This is a genomic window from Paenibacillus sp. FSL H8-0079 (assembly GCF_037991315.1).
Lineage (GTDB): Bacteria > Bacillota > Bacilli > Paenibacillales > Paenibacillaceae > Paenibacillus.
Genome location: NZ_CP150300.1, coordinates 728,950 through 749,099 on the forward strand (window position 1 = coordinate 728,950; position 20,150 = coordinate 749,099).

Below are 20,150 nucleotides of genomic sequence, written 5' to 3' on the forward strand. Positions count from 1 at the left end.
ATGAATAGTGCATTTATTGATTTTATGCGCATCCGTTTTCTAACGATGCTGGCATACCGGGTGAATTATTACTCCGGCATTTTGATATATACGCTGAATATCGGCGTGTATTACTTTACCTGGCAAGCCATTTACGGTAGCAGTGGTGAACTTGGCGGCTTCACGGCAGCGCAGATGACCACGTATATCGCCGTATCCTGGATGGCACGTGCTTTTTACTTTAACAACCTGGATCGGGAGATTGCCGCAGACATACGGGATGGCTCCATTGCGATTCAATTCATCAGGCCGATCAATTACGTTATGGTCAAAATGATGCAGGGTCTTGGCGAAGGCATTTTCCGTTTCCTGCTGCTCATGATTCCGGGGATGCTTATTGCCATTCTGTTGTTCCCGGTTGAATTGCCTACGGCGCCATCCGCTTGGATTGGCTTTCTCGTCATGCTGTTCTTCAGTTTCCTCATTAATTCCCAGATTAATGTGATAACGGGACTGGCGGCATTCTTTGTGGAAAACAATGAAGGCATGATGCGTATGAAACGCGTCGTGGTTGATTTGTTCTCCGGTCTAATCATCCCGATCAGCCTGTATCCAGGCTGGATGTCCGCGGTGATGAAGGTATTGCCTTTTCAGGCCATTACGTATCTGCCCGGTTCCGTGTTCACTGGAAGAGTGGAAGGTACCGCCATCTGGAGTGTACTCGGTATTCAGGTGTTCTGGTTTGCCGTGCTGCTGCTTCCGATGGTACTGATCTGGCGTAAGGCGCGCAAGCGTCTGTTCGTGCAAGGGGGATAACGGATATGTACTATATGGGTCTGATCTGGGAATATTTGAAGAACTACATGAAAACACGTCTTACGTACCGTGCCGACTTCTGGGTGGAGATCTTATCGGATCTGCTGTTCCAGGCGACCAACCTGATCTTTATCTTCGTGGTCTTCCGTCATACGGATAACCTGGGCGGCTGGAGTGAGAGTGAAGTACTCTTTGTGTATGGATATTTTATGGTGCCCTATGGCATCTTTAGTTGCTTTATTAATCTGTGGGGATTCAGTGAGCGGTACATCGTCAAAGGTGAGATGGATCGGATCCTGACACGCCCTGCACATAATCTGTTCCAGATCTTGCTTGAAAATGTAGACCCGCCTGCACTCGTGGGCTCGTTTATCGGCTTGATCATCATGATCTTTAGCGGAGCAGAGATGGGTCTGATGCTGGAATGGTGGCATATCCCTGCATTGATTATTTTGGCACTCAGCTCAGTCATGATCTATGCGGGTATCTATACCACACTGACTTCGTTGTCCTTTTACTCGGATGCGCCAACAGGTATTCTGCCGTTGATGTATAACATTCAAGGATACGGACGCTACCCGGTAACGATCTATAACCGTGCCATTCAGGTGCTGTTAACCTGGATCATTCCGTTTGCCTTCGTGGGGATCTATCCCGCAGCCTTGTTCTTGGAAAGGTCCGAGATGCATCGCATGGCGCTGCTTACACCTGTGATGGGATTGGTGTTTGGCTCCATGGGCTTGCTTCTGTGGAATTTTGGCGTGAAGCGGTATCGCGGAGCAGGTTCATAATAACGCCCTATAGCAATTCATGGGGGAGATTTAGGGAGGAACTGACATGACGTTAAATATAGGCGAATTGGCACCGGATTTTGAGCTTCCGTCCAGTACGCGAGAACCGGTAAAGCTTTCGGATTACCGCGGACAGCGGGTACTGCTTTATTTTTACCCCAAGGATATGACTTCGTCCTGTACGCAACAGGCTTGTGATTTCCGGGATCGACATGCTGAATTTGAAGGACTGAACACGGTCATTCTCGGAATCAGCACCGATCCGATGAAACAACATGACAAGTTTATTGCCAAATATGGACTTCCGTTCACTTTGTTATCGGATGAAGAGCACGTTGTAGCCGAGCAATACGGTGTATGGCAGCTGAAGAAAATGTATGGAAAAGAGTATATGGGGATGGTTCGCTCTACATTTCTGATTGATGAAGAGGGGACGTTGATCAAGGATTGGTCCAAAGTTCGGGTCAAAGGACATATTGAGGCGGCCCTTGAAGCGCTGAAGGCCATATAGGCTACCCAGGTAAAATATTTACCAATAATATAAAGGCTGTGCTCGCGGAAGTTGCCGTGAACACAGCCTTTTGCATATTCGGATTTTTCAATCAGAGGGAATTGTTTTGCTTCCTTTTGTTGGAACGAATGCGATGAACCAGCAGGAGGAACAGCGGGATAATGAAGCTGACGGTGATATCCCAGTCTACCCAAGCAGGCATGATCGTAGTGGTGTAGAAAATAACATTTGGAGCAATCAGGACACCGAGGGCGAATAATAACAGAGCCGAAGGCAGAATGAGAGGTTTATACGTCTTTAATCGAAATAATTGTGCTGTTCCCAGCACAAAGGCGAATAGATATAGCAGACTTTTGAAATAGGTAGATATTAACCAGGCGATGGCCATGAACGCTTCGATACGTTCGAAGAAATTACCTATATTAATTTTCTGCGAAAGGGCGTATGAGATATAGATGCTATGCTGCGTCAGTATAGGTCCCATCACCATGAGCGAAATGAGCAATAGCAAGCTTAACAGTAATCCTCCGAAGAAAGTAGCTAACAGAAAATCCCGCTTAAAATGAGGCCCTGAATTTACATATGGGAGAAACACGGAGAGAACGATAAGCTCGCCAAAGGAAGTAAATGCTGCGCGGATGATTGATTCCACAAGATGTATCCAGGGTGTGTTAAAGTACGGCTGCAGATTTGCGCTTTCAGCTTGAGGCATGAGTCCCAAATAGAGAGAAATAATAAACAACAAAACGACAGGGGTCAACAGTTCGGAGCTTAACCCAATAGTCCGAAAACCATGAATAAGCCCCCAGGCAAGGGTGCAAATGATCATCAGAATAATGACCCGAATTGGGGTCTTTAGATAAATTTGGGTAGTCAAGAAGTCACCGACCTCACGGACACATATGGATGCACCAATGGCAAAATAAAATAGATAAGCAATTGAAAGCACGGAACCAGCCCATGTCCCGAGTATTTTTTTGCAAATTTCAAAAAGACTCAACTGAGGATATGTTCGATGGAGTTTGTACAGAATCCACATGATACCAACACCGATCGGCAGACTAACTAGAGAACAAAACCATGCGTCCTGCTTGCCTACTGCGGTAACGAGTGAAGGATAGATGAGAACCATATCTCCAACCATGACCAGGAAAGTGAGCAGGGTGAACTGCCGAATCGTGAGTTTTTCTTTCATCAACATGTTCTATACTCCTTCCCGTGGATTAATACTTTAGCATCTTTCAAAATTATCCTTCCGTTGTTGGTTGGGGTTGTGAATTGGATTTTCTGCGCGACTTCACTAAGGTTATTAGAACCAGCATACCCGGCAGTATGATACCTAACGTGGTATCCCAATCTACCCAGTACGGAACGATGGTGATGATGATAAACGTCAGACTAGGCGCTATGAGATTGGCCATTCCATATACGAGCATGGTCGATGGCAGAATGAGCATCTTGAACTGCTTTAGCTTGAAGAGTTCTGCACATCCAACAATAAAGGCATACAAGTAGATCATTGCTTTGAAATAGGTGGAGATGAGCCACGAGCAAGCCATGATCACCTCGATTCGCTCAAAGAATCCGCCAATGCTAATCTTCTGAGACAAAATAAAGGAAGCGTATATATTGTGTTGGGTAAGAAAAGGTCCGAGTACGAGCATGGATATCGTAACCAGAACAGCAAGGATCAGGTTGCCCAGCCCCGCAGAAATAATGATGTCACGCATACGATGGCGGCTTCTTGCAACGTAGGGCAGGATCATCAAAATGGGAATGGTTTCGCCGATGGGGTATATGATACTCACCAGAATACCCTGAGCTATGGATACAACGCCCGTATCTGTTACGGGCTCCAGATTACTGGTGTCCACCTGTGGCAGAAGACAGAAGGCGAGTACCACGATGAACAATATAGCGATGGGCATGAGCAGTTCACTAGTTCTCGCGATGGTCTCCAAGCCATGGTATACACCCCATCCGATAGCAATAACAAACATGAGAATGATGACACGTATAGGCGTATACTGAAAAATTTGGGAGGTCATGAAATCACCAACCTCCCGGGTATGTGTGGATGTACCAATCAAGAAGAAGAACAGGTAGAAGCATGAAAAAAGGGTGCCAGGCCAAAAACCCAAAGTACTTCGGGCAATCTGCACCAGATTTTTCCCCGGATGCATACTGGCCAATTTCATAATCAGGGCCATGAGAGCCATCCCGAGTGGGACACCAATAAGGGCACATATCCAAGCATCTTGCTTGGCATAGGACGTGATGACGGAGGGGTAGATCAGCATCATATCTCCAACCACTAACATAAATGTTAGGGTGGATAATTGTCTTATTCCGATCTGTCCCTTTTCAAGCATGATGTACCCTCCTCCCTCTTCTAAGTTCCAGTCAAACGTGCTAATAAATGGTTCACAGGCTCATAGATCCACATAATGATATAGAGTGGGCTGGGGAATTCCCACAAATTGGACGCTATGACACCGAAGACTGTAGCCGTAAGAAGCATTGCACTATATACGGCGGTTTCTCTCCACTCCTTCCGGCGAATGAGACCAGGCAGATCAACCCAGCCAATAATCACTGCTACGATGATAACCGCGAGTGTAAGCAACACTTCTCTCACTCCTTCATTTCATTCTTGAATGAATCGTCCAGTGTACCCACACGTTTAATCTGCACAGTGGCTTTGTATTCGATATCCAGATCTTCAAAATGTTTGTCCCAGTCACTTTCCATCGTTTTGAATAGTTTGGGGTCAGCATGGTACACTTCCTGTCCAAAACCAAATATATCGACATGGAATTTGCGTCTTACTGAATTGACAGATTTCTGCATTAGTTCAATTAAGCGCTCTTCACTATCGGATTCCAGTTCTTTGAGAACTTTCATCGAACCAATCTTGATGTCACATTCGACTGCACCGATGGAAGAGACATTCTTGATATCAATGTTGATAACAGGCTTGCCGTTTACGATTTTGGCTTTTCTCTTCGTTGTTGTGCGGAGTGCCTTAAATGTCACGTTGCCCTTCTTGCGACAAGGCAGGTGGCTGACGGTAGACTGCACATTGTCCCGGATGTAATTGTATCCTTTGGATTCATCCTCCGTTAACCAGCCAATCAGCTTGTCTTTATGGAATACACTCAGTCCCGTTGTATTGAGGCGTGCTGGTGATCGGATGGTGGCTATATTCTCCTTATGACCACTTTGTTCTTGGTTACCGAGGATCTCTACACCCGTAATGACAGGCTGAATGCCGGGAGATAACATGAACTCCATTAATTCATCCCCGGTTACCGTAGTGGTAGGGGACCAGGTCTTGGAGGATACATCCAGAGAATTAAACAACTTCTCCGCAGGAATATTTTCTAAAGGTGTAAGTACATCAAGGACATGGGAGGCCGTTGTATTCTTTGCCACCATAACGTAATAATCAGGTCGAGCTGTAGGCTCACGCATTAATGCTTCGATAACATCGTAAATTCCCTCTTTACGGGCATATTCTTCGCCAAATACCAGCACACGGACATGCGCCATGAATATGCGGCGTGGACTGGTCTCCGTTAATTTCTGAATCGCTTCAAACAAAGTGGTAGCAGATGCTTGATACTGGGTAACTGGCGTACCTTTCCCTCCGCCTGCCTTGGAAGATACCTCATTCGGAACAACGACTTGAGCACTTACTTTGATCATGTCGCCATCTTTGTCCACGCCGAGACCAAGCATAATGCCAAGTTCATTCAATTCCTGGCGATCCCAGCATCCGGTAAGGAGAGGAAGCAGAATGGCACAGGATAAAATTAAGCGTAAGCATCTGTTCATTGAGGTGCACTCCTTACCGAATTACCGCTTCGTTTTTTTGGTGGACTGTCTGACTTCATTCGTTGTGTTAGTAGAGAGCGGTCGTGTTTTCATATGGGACCAGGGCACACGAAAGATCGTGTCTTTGAGATCTTTCTGAATAAAAGGTGCAAAGGGAGACATGTAGGACACCCCGAAGGAACGCAAGCTACATAGGTGGGTCACGGTAATTAACAGCACAATCAGGATGCCATAGAATCCAAAGGCAGCTGCCAGAATCATTAATACGAATCGTAAAATACGGACAGAAATAGATAATCCATTTTCAGGGATGACATAGCTGGATATCGCAGTAATCGATACGATAATAACCATTGCAGCGGATACAACCCCCGCATCTACCGCGGCTTGACCTATAACAAGCGTTCCGACAATGGACACGGCCTGACCGACCGTTTTCGGTATCCGAATGCCCGCTTCCCGCAAAATTTCATATGTTAGCTCCATAAGTATGGCTTCAATGAAGGCGGGAAAAGGAACTCCTTCACGCTGGGCTGCCAGACTAATGAGCAGGTTGGTAGGCAACATTTCCTGATGGAAAGTGGTAATGGCAATATAAAAGGATGGGGCGAGCAGGGCGATAAAAAAGGCTAGATATCGGATCATTCGAATCAGCGTACTGATATCGGCTCGTTGATAGTAGTCTTCTGGAGACTGAAAGAAATGAACAAACAAAGCGGGAACAAGCAATACAAAAGGTGTCCCGTCCACAATGATTGCAACACGCCCTTCAAGCAAAGCGGCCGACACGGTATCGGGTCTTTCACTGTTATAGACCGTGGGAAAGATCGTTCCCGTCTTGTCCTGTACCAGTTCCTCGATATAGCCACTCTCAAGGATACTGTCGATATCGATCTCATCGAGCCTTCGACCCAGTTCTTCTACAATTTCCTGATCCACGATATGTTCCAGATAGAGCACAGCAACTCGGGTCTTGGTAACCTTACCGATTTCTCTTTCTTCGATCCAGAGATGAGGATTGCGGATTCGTTTGCGAATTAATGAGGTGTTGGTCCGCAGGTTTTCGTTGAAGCCCTCCATCGGTCCCCGAACGACGGTTTGGGAGACCGGCTCTCCAACGGATCGATCCTCCCAGCCTGCTGCACCAATCTTCAATCCTCGTACAGATCCTTCAAGAAGTAAGATAGCTGATCCCGAAAGAAGTGCATTCATTACATCCTGCATATCATCCACCAGTAATACATCACTGGCGATCAGAATATCATTCTGAAGGTAGCTGAGATGTTCATCGTCTGCGGAGAATTCAGGGAGATCACGCTTTTGCAATAATGATTCCATGATGGAATGATTCAGAATCTGCACGTCCACCAATCCATCGATGTATAACATGACGGCAGGCCATTTATGTAGACACTGGAGAGGGCGCATCATTAAGTCGTTGCTGTTCCCCATCACCTGCTTGCAGTATTCCATATTTTCGTGCAGATCCGGAGAGATTTGCTTGTGATCTTGACCGTCCAGCTTCGATTCGCGCATACCTTCACCTCCCTATACACCCTATATTTGCAAGTTAGTATGACCTGGATGAATTCGGATTATCACAAAAAAGAATGATGGATGCTCCTTCCGTTTGGATAAACGCAAAAAAAGGAGCCGCGATGACACGCAGCTCCTTACTTATAGATAGACGTTGGATTAAATTTATTTTTGTCGTTGTCGAACAGGGGTAGGCTTGGATACGGATCTCGCTGCCAACGCTTTGCGGTAACGGTAAAGTACGGCTGCGATGAGCAATAAGCCGATTCCTCCCACGATATATGCTGCATATTGATGTGCCAGATGGAATACGGCATTCCACTGGGGGCCAAATATTTTGCCAATACCCAGAAATAGCACGACCCAGAACAACGCGCCTGAATAGGCGTAGAGAGCGAATTTACGAAAAGGAACAGCGGCTATGCCCGCGAAATATCCGGTGAAATGCCTTACTCCCGGAATGAAATAACCGATGAAGATCAAGGCATTACCATACTTGGCAAACCACTTTTGTGTTTTATCGAGCTTGTCCTGCTTCAGTAGAAACCACTTTCCGTATCGTGTTATGAAGGGCAGGCCTGCTTTGGCACCAATAAAATAAGTGATGGTCATGCCAATCGTTGTTCCTAGAAACGCCAGTATGGTGAGGATTCCGAAATCGAGATGTCCCTTGTACGAGAGAAACCCTGCGTAAGCCATCGTCGTTTCACCCGGAAAGGGGAGTGCGATGAATTCAAGCAACAAGCCAAAAAACAAGACGCTGTATCCGTAGGACCCAAACAGATGTTGGATCTTCTCAAGCAATTCCAATAGATTTCACTCTCCTGAAGACGGGGTGGGAGCCTAATTCCTCTCCAAGGTGTTTTGAATACGTTCTGCCTGTCCATTATGCTACCTAATCCGAGGCGAAGAATCAATCACGCTCCATACCAAATTGTGAAAAATTATTAAACAAAATCGCGTCTTTTTTCAATGAAGCCCCCATATAATTCTAACAAATCTGCTGAAGTCTATCAGCAAATTACTAGAGACGGTGGAGGTCGATTCGTAAATGGTACAGAGACCGGAATTCAGAATCAAGGAAAAAGGGGAAATCTCCGCAACACCTATACATATGTTTTTATCTGGACAATGGTCTGTCATTCTAGTACGAATTGCGATATTACTATGTGCATTTGCTGCATATATAGGAACGGCTAACGCATCTTCTGCTTTCGGCTCAGATGAGCCTGTCTCGGCAGAAAAGAATACCCAAGATAAGGTGGTCTATCTGAGTTTTGACGACGGACCGGGTAACCATACCCGTGAAGTATTGGATATTTTACGCAAGGAGCAGGTTCCGGCTACATTTTTCGTACTGGGTGAGCAGGCTGAGCGTTATCCCGAGTTAATCCGGGCGCTTGTGGAGGATGGACATGCTCTGGGCAATCATACGTTCAATCATCAATACGAACAGCTGTACAGTGATTTCAAAGTGTTCTGGAAACAGATTAAGCAGACAGAGGAAGTGCTGGAGCGTATAACCGGTTTCCGTCCGGATTTGTTGCGAGCACCTGGCGGTACCTATGGACATTTTGACCAGAGTTATTTTGATTTGCTCCAACTGGGCGGATACACGGTCATGGACTGGAACGTCGACAGTGGGGATTCCAAGCGCAAAGGTGTTCCGGCCAAAGAAATTCTCAGCAATTCGACCAAAGTACCTGCGGGAGCACGTTCGGTCATTGTTCTGATGCATGACGGAGGTGCACATGCGGAAACGGTCAAAGCACTTCCGGGTATTATCAAATATTATCGTGATCACGGATATCGTTTTGACACGATGAAGAGTACGGATCAACCGGTTCAATTCCGTGTACATCCAGATGGTAAGTATAAGGCCCGCAAGGCACCAGGAAAGGCCTGGATCGCAGAACATGTAGAAGCGAATGCGACGTTGTGGCTCGAAAGCAAGAAGCTGAAGGTAGAGGTGGGATTGGCTGCGGCTACCTTGCAACCGGGTGAGTTCCGCATGGAGGGTCAGCGAATCATGGTGCCTTTGCGTACGTTTATGAAAAAATTCGGGGGCAGCACTCGCTGGGATCCTGAAACAAGGACAGCCACAGCTGTATGGAAGGAAAGAACGATTCATGCAGACAGTGTGAGTGGAACGCTGACAACGACAGGGGCAATAGAAACGGGAGCAGTACAGAGTCAGGGGGGAACCATCTGGGTTCCGTTACGTGAGTTGCTGGAGCAGATGGGATTACGGGTGAATTCCTTAACCAGTAATGAAGCAGAGTGGACGGTGAAGGCAGGCTCTTCCATATCCATTTCGGCAATGAATCTCATATTTAAGTATAAAATGATCTGAAGAAAGTCATTCTTGCAGGACTATTCTCTCTACTTCCGGGCAACACTGAATCATAGATTACTATGGCTCAGGAATGCCGATGGATGGAAGGAGATTGAGAGAAATGTCTTATATTCGAATGGAACATGAACATGCGGTTGAATTGTTAAACAGGGTCATGAAGCGTGTTGAAAGTGTGATTATTGGCAAAAAACAAGAGATTCGTTATGTCCTCACTGCAATGCTTAGTGGGGGTCATGTACTTCTGGAAGATGTGCCGGGTACCGGGAAAACGATGCTGGTTCGTGCTGTTGCTTCTGCGCTGGATTGCTCTATGGGGCGGATTCAGTTCACGTCCGATGTGATGCCGGCAGATGTGACGGGCACTTCAATCTATCAACCCCATACAGCTGAATTCAAGTTTCGGCCCGGGCCCGTCATGTCCAACATCGTCCTCGCTGATGAAATAAATCGGGCTTCACCCCGTACCCAGTCTGCCCTCCTGGAGGCAATGGAGGAACGACGTATTACGGTTGATGGCACAACCTATGCCTTGCCACGCCCCTTCTTTCTGCTGGCGACACAGAATCCGTTACAGTTCGAGGGTACGTACCGTCTGCCAGAAGCTCAGTTGGATCGATTTATCATGAGGATTGGACTGGGGTATCCCGATCCGGAACAGGAATTGGAATTGTTAACCCGCATGCAAAATAGAGAAGCGATTGATGATCTTCGCCCCGTCCTGCTTGCGGAAGAGGTCGTAGCTATGCAGCGTGAAGTCAAACAGGTACATGTTGATCCGGTCGTCAAACAGTATCTGGTGGCAGTTGCTGTGGCCTCTCGCAGCCTTCCGGCGGTAAGACTGGGCATCAGCCCGCGTGGAACACTGGCCTGGATGGCTGCGGCGCAGTCATATGCTTACCTTCAAGGACGCAGTTATGTCATTCCGGATGATGTGAAAGAGGTCGCTGTGCCTGTTCTTTCCCATCGTATTCAATTGAAGGCTCAGAACAGAGCGGAGATTTGGGGGCAAGTACAAGTCATTGAAGAAGCATTGTCATCGGTCCCGGTGCCTGTACAAATGGCATCACAGGGAAGGGGACGTAGGCAATGAATGCGCTGGGACAACGGATTTTGAGTGCTGCCTTGGTGGTGGCTTTCGCTTCCTTGTATCAGTGGCGTGGGGGCAAAGCGGCGTTATTTCTATCCATTATGGCTTTCTTGATGTTCGCAGGAGGTCTGCTTCTTCATTGGTTCAGACCACGGCGTATTAATATCCGTCGGAAAATGCACGCGAGCCGGATTGAGGCAGGTGAGCGGGTACGGGTTCTGGTCGAGCTGGAATTCGAATGCCGTATTCCATTGCTATGGATCGTTCTGTGTGAAAACACCCCTGCAGGTGTTCATCGCAAATTGATTTTTCCGGGAACACGTCGTCAATTTACCTATCAATATGAATGTTCTGGTTTACGCAGAGGAGTCTACAGATGGAATACAGGAAGATTGTACTGGGGGGATATATTTGGCTGGAATACGCTCTCCGCAGAGACCACAGGCGACACGCCCTTGATTGTTGTTCCTCAAGCAACGGCTTGGGGGACAGGGGATTCGGTAGAATCTGCAGCCATGATCGAAGGGACGCTGTCTGAACGGAGAAACAGCCAGGCAAACCGTAGTCCTGAATTCCGTGAATATCAGCCGGGGGACCCGCTGGGACGTGTTCATTGGAAAAGCACAGCCAAAACGGGTCGACTTCAGACCTTTTTGCCCGAAACCACGGATTTAGCTTCGCTGGGCATCTTTGTGTATGAAGCCGCGTCGGGTTACGACGTGAAACAGGCGGAGATCATGGATTCACCTGCCTTTGAACGTGTGGTTTGTGCAGCTGCCCGCTGGATTCATACGGCAGAACGGGATGACATCCCTTATCATCTGTGGATGGAAGGCGGCAATGAGAGCTACGCTGCACAAGATCATTGGCAACAGGGACCATTCCATGTAGATGATGAGAATCATGGACTGGACAAGCTTGCGGGGGCACGAATATCCAAGGCACAGTCTGTTTCTATTTCGCTTTGCACGGAGATGTTGGATAGACTGGCGAGCGGGTCGCAAATTGTAGTTCTCACAGGTAAGCTGGATCAGGCTCTGGCGGAATGGATCATGTCTGCAATGGGGTTGGGTTACCGCGTAGAGGTGCAGCTGACTGAAGCGACTCAGTTAAGATCAACGGATCGATTGATGAATGGATTGGAATATGACAGTTTGAGCGTGGAGCAGCTTCGTCACAGCGGGGTGTCGATCCATTCGGTTACAGACCATGCGTTATCTTCAATGGGAAAGGCGGAGGTAACGGATGTGGGAGCGTAATGGAAATGATCGACCGAATTCTACTGTGGCTGACAAAGAGTCGACAGCCCGTCTGAGAATAGAATCGGCCCATTCTGTATATGAAGCTGTGAACAAGACATTGGTAACCGATTTGAATGATGAAGGACATGTTGCAGTACCTGTGCTGTACAACATTTTTATTTCGGCCATTTTACTCATACTGTCTCTGGAATGGATATATCCTGTTACGTCATCGAATCAGCCGGGCAGTGAACGGTTCTTGTCCGTGATGGCGGGATTAACGGGAGCTTTGCTGCTCGCGGGGTTAATTCGTACAGGCTGGGTCACGGGAGTACTGATCCGATTGTTCATTGCACTCGCTGCTCTATGTCTGATGTACGGAGGAAGTGATCCTGCCCGTTGGGCAGTTGCATACCCGGGAATACTTTCAGAGGATATGCACACTTATATGAATAACTGGCGATTCCATTCGATTAGTACAGAAACGAGAGGTTTGTTCATGATGTGCGGCTGGAGCATGCTCATGGCTTCGGTGCAATCCCTTGTATTGCACCGTCGAAGCGTTATGCTGTTTTGCAGTGCAACGCTGCTCTATTTGCTTCTGCTCGAATCCTTTGCTGGGCTGGATGTGTATGCTTCAGTGATACGGTCTGTCCTATGGATTTTTCTTATTCAGGCTCTGCTTCAGCTACTTCGTCTTAACGGGGGAGTTACTACCCCGAGTTATCGCAGCAGTCCCTATGGCCGTTGGAGTGTGGTAACCATTGTGGCTTCCGCAGGTATGGTGCTTTTCTCTGCATTACCCGGTCAGTTCGCTTCCATACCTCAACCGGAACGCATTTCCCTAGAAAAGATGGGTGAACGCTTAGCTCGCTGGGCAGGTTATACGCAGAACAATAGTATCCCTGCTGCAACGGCGGTCACGGGATATAGCACAGCGGATGCGCCCATGGGAGCACCTTTGGTGCAGGGGAATTCCATCTTTTTTACGGCGAAAAGTCCGGAAGTGACGTATTGGCGAGGAGAGACTCGTTCATATTATAACGGTAGTACCTGGAGTGATCCTGGTCAAAGCTTCGAGACGGCGAGTCCGTCCGGATTGCTGCGCACAGATGGATGGGAGAATCCAACCTTTTGGAATCGCATTCGCCAAACCGTTACGATGCAGCGAGAGTGGAAAGGACCGAATCCACTCTTTACCGGGGGCATACCGGTCGACGTATCGTTCCAGGATAAGAACAAGGATAATCAGGAGAACATGCTTTCTTTGCTGTCTAATCGTGAGTCGGCAACATTGTGGCTCGCAGGCTCCGGAAACGATAAGATGGTTAAAAATTATTCTGCAGACGTCATGGTTTCTGTGGCATCCCCGGAACAGTTACGTCTGCTTGGGGAAACGAATAAAGAGAAAGATCCGGCAGCCATTCGTAGGACATATCTGCAACTACCCGCGACACTTCCTGGTCGAGTGCAGAGTCTCGCCAAGGAAATCATACAAGGGAGCGATACCCGTTATGATGCTGTGCAGGCTGTAAAGACTTATCTGGCTGCACATGCCGAATATACGCTAGATACCCGTATGCCACCGCGTGGAACAGATTTTGTGGACGATTTTCTATTCGTCACACGGCAGGGATATTGTAATCATTTCTCGACAGCCATGATTGTGTTACTTCGTGCGGAGGGGATTCCTGCACGCTGGGTTAAAGGCTTTGGGCCTGGAGTAGCTGACCCGGAAATACCTGGTCAGTACATGATTTCCCAAGGAGATGCACATTCTTGGGTAGAGGTGTATTTTCCAGGTGCAGGCTGGATGCCGTTCGAGGCTACGCCAGGCTTCACCATGGCGCAAGGCGCGGGCGAAGATGTCGCGGCGCTCGCCGGGCCGCAGCCTGTTGCGGAGACTCCGCCGTACATGGGCGGCGGAGTGGGTTACGCGGGCGCATGGCTGCTCGCCCGCGCACGGGCCCTTGCCGCGGAGCCATGGCTCGCGGCAGGGCTTGTGGCAGCGGCCCTGCTGGGCGCCGCTGCTCTGGTCCGCATGCGGCGGCTACGCCCCGCGCTGCGGATCAGGCTGCTGCTGGCGTGGCCACGCAGCAGCTTCCCGGACCGCGAGCGGCTGCTGGGCGCCGCCGCTCCGGTCTGGACCGCGCTCGCGCGCCGGTACGGCCCGCGGCCGCCGGGTATGACGCTGCGTGAATATGCAGCGTCACCGGCATTGGCCGCAGGCGCGGACGGCGCGGACATCGCGCGGTTTGCAGCCGACTGGGAACGGCTGCTGTACGGGCCAGACCGTCCGCTGCGCGCGGACAGTCTGGACTTCCTGCGCCGGGCACTTCGTTTGGCCCAGCGCTTACAGGCGTTGTAACACAAGGATGTTACAACAAGGACGCCACACAACCTGTCGTTAGTTAACTCTCGCTATCGCTTTCCGAGACAGTTTGGCGGGTTGTTGACGGATGATGATTATCACTGGCGCCTCTATTCTATTGTTTACTGTGCCGTGTTTGTTGATCGTTGCATGCCATACATAAGACGCCTTTCTCGCTATGCTGAGAACGAGGCGTCTTTCCACGATCATACACTTGAACCATCATCTTGCTGCCAAGCTTTCTATTCGAAATTTCATATTCAGAGGTATTCGGTAACCCTTGTTTTGAAATGTCGAAAAAAGGAGTTTCGCCTTTCCTTGACGGTATGTTTTGTCGTTGCGTATAATTAGCTTCATTGAATTGAGGGAGGCACGGTTATGAATAAGCAGAATGAAATTGTGGTTGTCCTTGACTTCGGGGGCCAATACAACCAGTTAATCGCCAGAAGAATCCGGGATCTTGGCGTATACAGCGAGCTTTTGCCGTATAATACACCGGCGGAAAAGATCGCAGAAATAGCACCAAAAGGAATCGTATTTTCGGGTGGTCCGTCGAGCGTATATGCTGAGAACGCTCCGCACGTGGACCCGGCTGTCTATGACCTAGGCTTGCCGATCTTTGGTATCTGCTACGGAATGCAGCTTATGGCCCAGCAACTCGAAGGTAAAGTAGAACGTTCCGAGAAGCGAGAGTACGGTAAAGCAGACCTTGAGTTTGCCGCTGGCTCTACACTGGCAAAAGGCATTGAAGGCGAACATACCGTATGGATGAGTCACGGTGACCACGTGGTTACACTTCCTCCAGGTTTCAAACTGGATGCAGGCACGGAAAGTGCGCCAATCGCTGCCATGAGCGACGATGAGCGTAAATTGTATGCTGTTCAGTTCCATCCGGAAGTACGTCACTCTGTTCGCGGTAACGACATGATTCGTAACTTCCTGTTCGAAGTTTGTGGTTGCGAAGGTAACTGGACGATGGAGACATTCATCGATGACACGATCAAAGACATTCGTGAAAAAGTTGGCGACAGTAAAGTGCTGTGTGCGCTTAGCGGCGGTGTAGATTCTTCCGTTGTAGCTGCATTGCTTCACAAAGCCATTGGTGATCAACTGACATGTATGTTTATCGACCACGGTCTGTTGCGTAAAGGCGAAGCAGAAAGTGTAATGGAGACGTTTGTCGGCAAATTCGACATGAAAGTTGTCAAAATTGATGCACAAGAGCGCTTTATGTCCAAACTGGCTGGCGTGGATGATCCAGAACAAAAACGTAAAATCATCGGTAACGAGTTTATTTACGTATTTGATGAAGAGTCCAAGCAGTTCGATGACTTTGCATTCCTGGCGCAAGGTACACTGTATACGGACATCGTAGAAAGTGGTACAGCAACTGCACAGACGATCAAATCCCACCACAACGTGGGAGGTCTGCCTGAGGACATGAACTTTAAACTGATCGAGCCACTGAACACGCTGTTCAAGGATGAAGTGCGTAAAGTGGGTACCGAGTGTGGCCTGCCGGACGAAATTGTTCACCGTCAGCCGTTCCCTGGTCCGGGTCTTGCGATCCGTGTTCTTGGGGAGGTTACTGAAGAGAAACTCACCATCGTTCGTGATTCAGACTACATCCTGCGTGAAGAGATTGCCAAAGCCGGTCTCGACCGCGAAATCTGGCAGTACTTCACAGCCCTGCCGAACATGAAGAGTGTCGGCGTTATGGGTGATGCACGTACGTACTCCTACACTGTAGGTATTCGTGCCGTAACTTCCATCGATGGTATGACTGCGGACTGGGCACGTATCCCTTGGGATGTGCTGGAGAAAATCTCCGTACGGATCGTTAACGAAGTCGATAACGTAAACCGTATCGTGTATGACGTAACTTCGAAACCGCCTGCAACAATCGAGTGGGAGTGATCTGGGTAGTTTTCAATTGATTAATGACTGTAAAGCCTTACTGTATAAGGGTTTGTAGACAACGGTTGAAAATTTCATTTCATTCACCTGCAACTATTGGTCTTTAAAAATTACTCTCTTTTATTTGTGTTATTTCACAAATAGAGGGGAGTTTTTTTATGTCAAGAATCAATGAATTAATTGATGACTTTAAGCTGAATCAAGAAATCCAAGGTAGAAAAAAGGAATATATTACTGGTTGTATGTATCGCTTGCATCGTTGGATGGAGTTCACTAAGGAGCAACTAGAAATCGAGGAAGCCGAAGACGTGACTTCAATGCATATTAAGAAATACATTCAGCATTGTCAGAGTAGAGGTAAAGAAGCCAATATTACAATCAACGGTCATATCGCTACAATCAAAGTTTTTTTCCAGACTCTTGTTGATGAGGAATATATAGATGAGAAGGATAATCCTATGCGGAGAATTAAGAACTTGAAGGAAGAGAAGCGGGTAATCATCACATTCAATGATGAAGAAGTAAAGCGTATCATCAATGATGTGGATGAAGTAACCTACTCTAATATAAGGGATAAGTTAATTCTTATCATGCTATTTGATACTGGGATACGTGTTTCAGAACTGTGTAATATCAAGAGTGATGATGTATCACGAGCACACATTCTCATCCATGGTAAAGGCTCTAAGGAGCGTCTAATCTACATTAGCAAGATAATGAGAAGGTATATGCGGAAGTATGAGGAAGCGAAGAAGGAACGCTTTAAGCACAGATTGGATGACGAGATTGAGGATTATTATTTCCTAGACCAATCTGCTGAGCGGTTATCGCGTTCTCGTATCAATAAAATACTAAAGGAGCATTGTAAAAAAGCAGGAGTAAGAAAGGAGGTACGGTGTTCACCGCATGATTGTCGTCATTATTTTGCTCAGAAGCAATTAAAGAATGGGATAGATGTATATAGTTTAAGTAGACTAATGGGACACTTCGATACGCAGATTACTTCCAAATATCTGAGAGGGCTAGAGCAACATGACATATTGGAGATAGGGAAAGTGTATAGTCCATTAAATAAGGTAAGGATATAAGCAATAAACCTCAATAAGTGAAAAATGAAAAATGCCGATATTATCAATGTTGCAAGATGATAATATCGGCATTTTATGTATTTTTAAAAGTGTCATGTATGGTAACAAGTAACAGAATTTAATCTTCTTCAACAATCCTCTGTTTTAAATACTTCTCATTTGTCCCATCACAAATTCCTAAATCAAGCTCAAGATGGAATAGGAAGTTTGTAATGGCTTGGTGTTGGTCATCAGTCAGCATAATATCCTTCGTTTGATACCAATTGAGCAGAGAAACTAAACAGAAGTCTGTTGGTAGGAAAACTCCCTCAGTATTTTTCACAACTCCCAGTTCAGCAAGTATGTTGTCTGAGATCATGACTTTTCCTCCTCGACGTCCACAAATTCAATAATCTGAGTAATTTCTTTAATTTCAAAATGATTAGCTATCTTTTCAATGATGGGGATGTTGATCTCTGAACGTACATTTCTACACATCTCAGACAATGTTGCTTGTCTGACTTCAATGTCTTTCGAGAGTTTGCTTTGGGTTATGTTGTGTTCTTTCAGTAATTCATCAAGTTTCAGGCGCAGTTTTAACATAGAGAAGTCACTCCATTAAGTTTTATAGTTGACACTATACGATCTAGCGTATAATATCAATATATACGCTAGATCGTATAAACTATATCATTGTCGAGTAAGAAAATCTATATTCAGATTTTATCTGGTACGGATACAAGAAAATTCCAATAACGAAGGAGCAACAACCTATGAAATTAACAACAAACTTTAACCAAAAACACAGCGAAGCCCTACAACAAATCCCGTACCATATGATACTCACTAACCTTGGTAATACAAAACAGTCGTGGATTAATTTCCTGTCATGTAATGACATTAGCAACATCTGGATTGGGCAGCTTGAATACCTTATACAGTCAGAGAATGATCTAGTAGAGTGGAATAGCTACTGGAATGGTGACCTAGATGAGCTTGTAGCCTTCATCAGTGATTTCAAGCAATACAAAAAAGATCAACTGCATGCTAGCCTTACTTTGCCAGAGTTTGAACAGATGTATATCAATGATATAAATAATGCAATTCAAACAATATTCATGGAGCCATTGCATGCAGAAACTATTGAGAGAATTGAGAGATTGGGCTATTCAAATGAGGATATTTTTGAGCTAGCAGTAAACAAGCGAGTTGATAACGCTCATGGCTTGCTCTCGTATGTTGTCTTACAAGATGAATAATCGCTAGGTGTCCTTCGCACTGAACATGGTGATGAGACCGCGTCAAACAAACTGTGAGCGTCCCAATTGCTGATTGGGTATAAATTCACAATATTGAATTTAAAGCGCTTAAAACGGAGCTGGTAGAGGATTAAGAGAATACACTTGTATCCTCCCCGACAGGGGAACAGGGCGAAGCCCTCATTAGCGTCAGCGAACCAAGGCTTTAGCCGACCTGATATGCCAAGTTTTCTTTGGCATGATATTTATAAAGATATATTAAAGATTTAAAAGAATATATTATATCGGAAATCTGGGGCAAAATATCACGCGACGAAGACCGTCACAGAGCCATTTTGGAGCAAAATATCACGATCCAGATTTCTCGAAATTGACCTCAATCCCTTGCCACATAAGGTCGACTTGAACTTTACCCAGTGTATCCGAATTTCGGGGTATCAGATCACGTTGCAGACGACCCATCGGGGCTGTTTTTGAGCAAAAAATCAAGGGAAAAAGAGGTGGGTTAAAACCCTCTAAATCCCTTGTTTAATATACACTTTATGTAGCTTTCTAAGATGAAATTGTAACATTAAAAAAATATATAAAGGCACTATAATAAACCAAAAAAACAAAACTCAAATAAACCATTTGTATATGAAAATAAAATAGTGTAGACTGTTCATATCAAACGGAGGGGAAGTAATTTGATTTATATGAATATAATAATCGAAAAAAAAAGTATTGTCAATACCATTGACAGTAGGAAGGACGGATAAATGGCTCATAAAGGATTCAGTTTTCACCCCTTTGCAAAGCATGTGATCTTAAAGCTCGATGTTTTTCCATGGTCTGGATACCGCGAGTTGGAGAACTATTCTTTTGTATTTTCTATTTTTCCTGGAAAGGAAGATGATGAAAAGTGTTATGTAAAAATAGAAATTGTTCATGATTCTGATCTAGTTGCAATGAACGAAGGTGTAATTCAAGCCGATAAATTCATATTTAAAGAAGGAAGCTTAGTTATAAATGATTTCATCGAAGTGGTTCAGGAAAAGACTCGTTTTCATACTCAATATGTAGCAATTTTGAGAAACCAATTAAAATTTATTAACGATAATAAATATGTAGGAACGAGGAACGTACTTCTGTTTACGAACAATCTTGATGGAGAAGGATTAATTGACGGATATTCAGCCTTTTATGCGAATGAATTTGAGTCGAGTGTCAATTGGCAAAAAGCTCAATTTGATCATCAGCTCTTTATTAAAGTTTATAGATATTTGGAGACATCAACAGAAAAAGTATACTTCAAAAAGCTGTTGAAGGAGAAGGAGGAGATATTAAAGGTTAAGTGGGAGTTGTATATGGACACTATAATCGAAAAGTATTAAAAATAAAAG

General features: G+C 46.2%; 19 protein-coding genes. 11 read left to right on the plus strand and 8 right to left on the minus strand.

Going from position 1 to position 20,150, the window contains the following annotated elements:
* From MHI06_RS03395 to bcp, 3 genes are read left to right on the plus strand one after another with little or no spacing between them, the layout of a single operon-like run.
* Positions 1-795 carry an ABC-2 family transporter protein gene (locus tag MHI06_RS03395; protein WP_036614077.1) on the plus strand — a complete coding sequence of 265 codons (795 nt, stop codon included), beginning with the start codon at positions 1-3 and terminating at the stop codon, positions 793-795.
* A 5-nt stretch (positions 796-800) separates the two neighbouring features.
* Positions 801-1,586, plus strand: a complete 786-nt coding sequence (locus MHI06_RS03400; protein WP_036614076.1) for an ABC-2 family transporter protein — start codon at positions 801-803, stop codon at positions 1,584-1,586.
* A 46-nt stretch (positions 1,587-1,632) separates the two neighbouring features.
* Positions 1,633-2,097 (plus strand): thioredoxin-dependent thiol peroxidase, encoded by a 465-nt coding sequence (bcp, locus tag MHI06_RS03405; RefSeq protein ID WP_340400420.1) that lies wholly within the window; start codon positions 1,633-1,635, stop codon positions 2,095-2,097.
* Between the two features lie 91 nt (positions 2,098-2,188).
* Here bcp and MHI06_RS03410 read toward each other — a convergent pair whose 3' ends face one another.
* From MHI06_RS03410 to MHI06_RS03435, 6 genes are all read right to left on the minus strand, one after another.
* Entirely contained in the window at positions 2,189-3,298 is a 1,110-nt protein-coding gene (locus MHI06_RS03410) for an endospore germination permease (protein ID WP_340400421.1), read from the minus strand.
* A gap of 46 nt (positions 3,299-3,344) precedes the next feature.
* Complete coding sequence (locus MHI06_RS03415) at positions 3,345-4,469, minus strand: endospore germination permease (RefSeq protein WP_340400423.1); 1,125 nt, start codon at positions 4,467-4,469, stop codon at positions 3,345-3,347.
* Between the two features lie 20 nt (positions 4,470-4,489).
* Positions 4,490-4,726 (minus strand): hypothetical protein, encoded by a 237-nt coding sequence (locus tag MHI06_RS03420; RefSeq protein ID WP_340400424.1) that lies wholly within the window; start codon positions 4,724-4,726, stop codon positions 4,490-4,492.
* A gap of 5 nt (positions 4,727-4,731) precedes the next feature.
* Positions 4,732-5,934, minus strand: a complete 1,203-nt coding sequence (locus MHI06_RS03425) for a Ger(x)C family spore germination protein (RefSeq protein WP_340400425.1) — start codon at positions 5,932-5,934, stop codon at positions 4,732-4,734.
* A gap of 21 nt (positions 5,935-5,955) precedes the next feature.
* Positions 5,956-7,470: a spore germination protein gene (locus tag MHI06_RS03430; RefSeq protein ID WP_340400426.1), complete on the minus strand. Its 1,515-nt coding sequence runs from the start codon at positions 7,468-7,470 to the stop codon at positions 5,956-5,958.
* A 165-nt stretch (positions 7,471-7,635) separates the two neighbouring features.
* Positions 7,636-8,280, minus strand: coding sequence for a DedA family protein (locus MHI06_RS03435; protein ID WP_169482718.1), 645 nt, complete (start codon positions 8,278-8,280; stop codon positions 7,636-7,638).
* A 241-nt stretch (positions 8,281-8,521) separates the two neighbouring features.
* On the opposite strand from MHI06_RS03435, the gene MHI06_RS03440 reads away from it, so the two are divergent.
* From MHI06_RS03440 to MHI06_RS03465, 6 genes are all read left to right on the plus strand, one after another.
* Entirely contained in the window at positions 8,522-9,823 is a 1,302-nt protein-coding gene (locus MHI06_RS03440) for a polysaccharide deacetylase (protein ID WP_340400427.1), read from the plus strand.
* A 103-nt stretch (positions 9,824-9,926) separates the two neighbouring features.
* Positions 9,927-10,916, plus strand: coding sequence for a MoxR family ATPase (locus MHI06_RS03445; RefSeq protein WP_340400428.1), 990 nt, complete (start codon positions 9,927-9,929; stop codon positions 10,914-10,916).
* Complete coding sequence (locus MHI06_RS03450) at positions 10,913-12,172, plus strand: DUF58 domain-containing protein (protein ID WP_340400429.1); 1,260 nt, start codon at positions 10,913-10,915, stop codon at positions 12,170-12,172. Before MHI06_RS03445 ends, MHI06_RS03450 begins: the two co-directional genes overlap by 4 nt.
* Positions 12,159-14,522 (plus strand): transglutaminase domain-containing protein, encoded by a 2,364-nt coding sequence (locus MHI06_RS03455; protein ID WP_340400430.1) that lies wholly within the window; start codon positions 12,159-12,161, stop codon positions 14,520-14,522. The genes MHI06_RS03450 and MHI06_RS03455 overlap by 14 nt, the downstream gene beginning before the upstream one ends.
* 381 nt (positions 14,523-14,903) lie before the next feature.
* On the plus strand, positions 14,904-16,442 hold the full coding sequence (gene guaA, locus MHI06_RS03460; RefSeq protein ID WP_169482713.1) for a glutamine-hydrolyzing GMP synthase: 1,539 nt from the start codon (positions 14,904-14,906) through the stop codon (positions 16,440-16,442).
* A 158-nt stretch (positions 16,443-16,600) separates the two neighbouring features.
* Positions 16,601-17,530 (plus strand): tyrosine-type recombinase/integrase, encoded by a 930-nt coding sequence (locus tag MHI06_RS03465; RefSeq protein WP_340400431.1) that lies wholly within the window; start codon positions 16,601-16,603, stop codon positions 17,528-17,530.
* A 118-nt stretch (positions 17,531-17,648) separates the two neighbouring features.
* Here the strand turns inward: MHI06_RS03465 and MHI06_RS03470 are convergent, their stop codons facing one another.
* Together MHI06_RS03470 and MHI06_RS03475 are read right to left on the minus strand one after the other, a co-directional pair.
* Positions 17,649-17,888, minus strand: coding sequence for a hypothetical protein (locus MHI06_RS03470; RefSeq protein ID WP_340400433.1), 240 nt, complete (start codon positions 17,886-17,888; stop codon positions 17,649-17,651).
* Positions 17,885-18,112, minus strand: a complete 228-nt coding sequence (locus MHI06_RS03475; RefSeq protein WP_340400435.1) for a helix-turn-helix transcriptional regulator — start codon at positions 18,110-18,112, stop codon at positions 17,885-17,887. Before MHI06_RS03475 ends, MHI06_RS03470 begins: the two co-directional genes overlap by 4 nt.
* A 170-nt stretch (positions 18,113-18,282) precedes the next feature.
* Here MHI06_RS03475 and MHI06_RS03480 point away from each other — a divergent pair, with 170 nt between their 5' ends.
* Positions 18,283-18,768 carry a hypothetical protein gene (locus tag MHI06_RS03480; protein ID WP_340400436.1) on the plus strand — a complete coding sequence of 162 codons (486 nt, stop codon included), beginning with the start codon at positions 18,283-18,285 and terminating at the stop codon, positions 18,766-18,768.
* 758 nt (positions 18,769-19,526) lie between these two features.
* Positions 19,527-20,141 carry a hypothetical protein gene (locus MHI06_RS03485; protein WP_340400437.1) on the plus strand — a complete coding sequence of 205 codons (615 nt, stop codon included), beginning with the start codon at positions 19,527-19,529 and terminating at the stop codon, positions 20,139-20,141.
* The last annotated feature ends 9 nt before the right edge of the window (positions 20,142-20,150 follow it).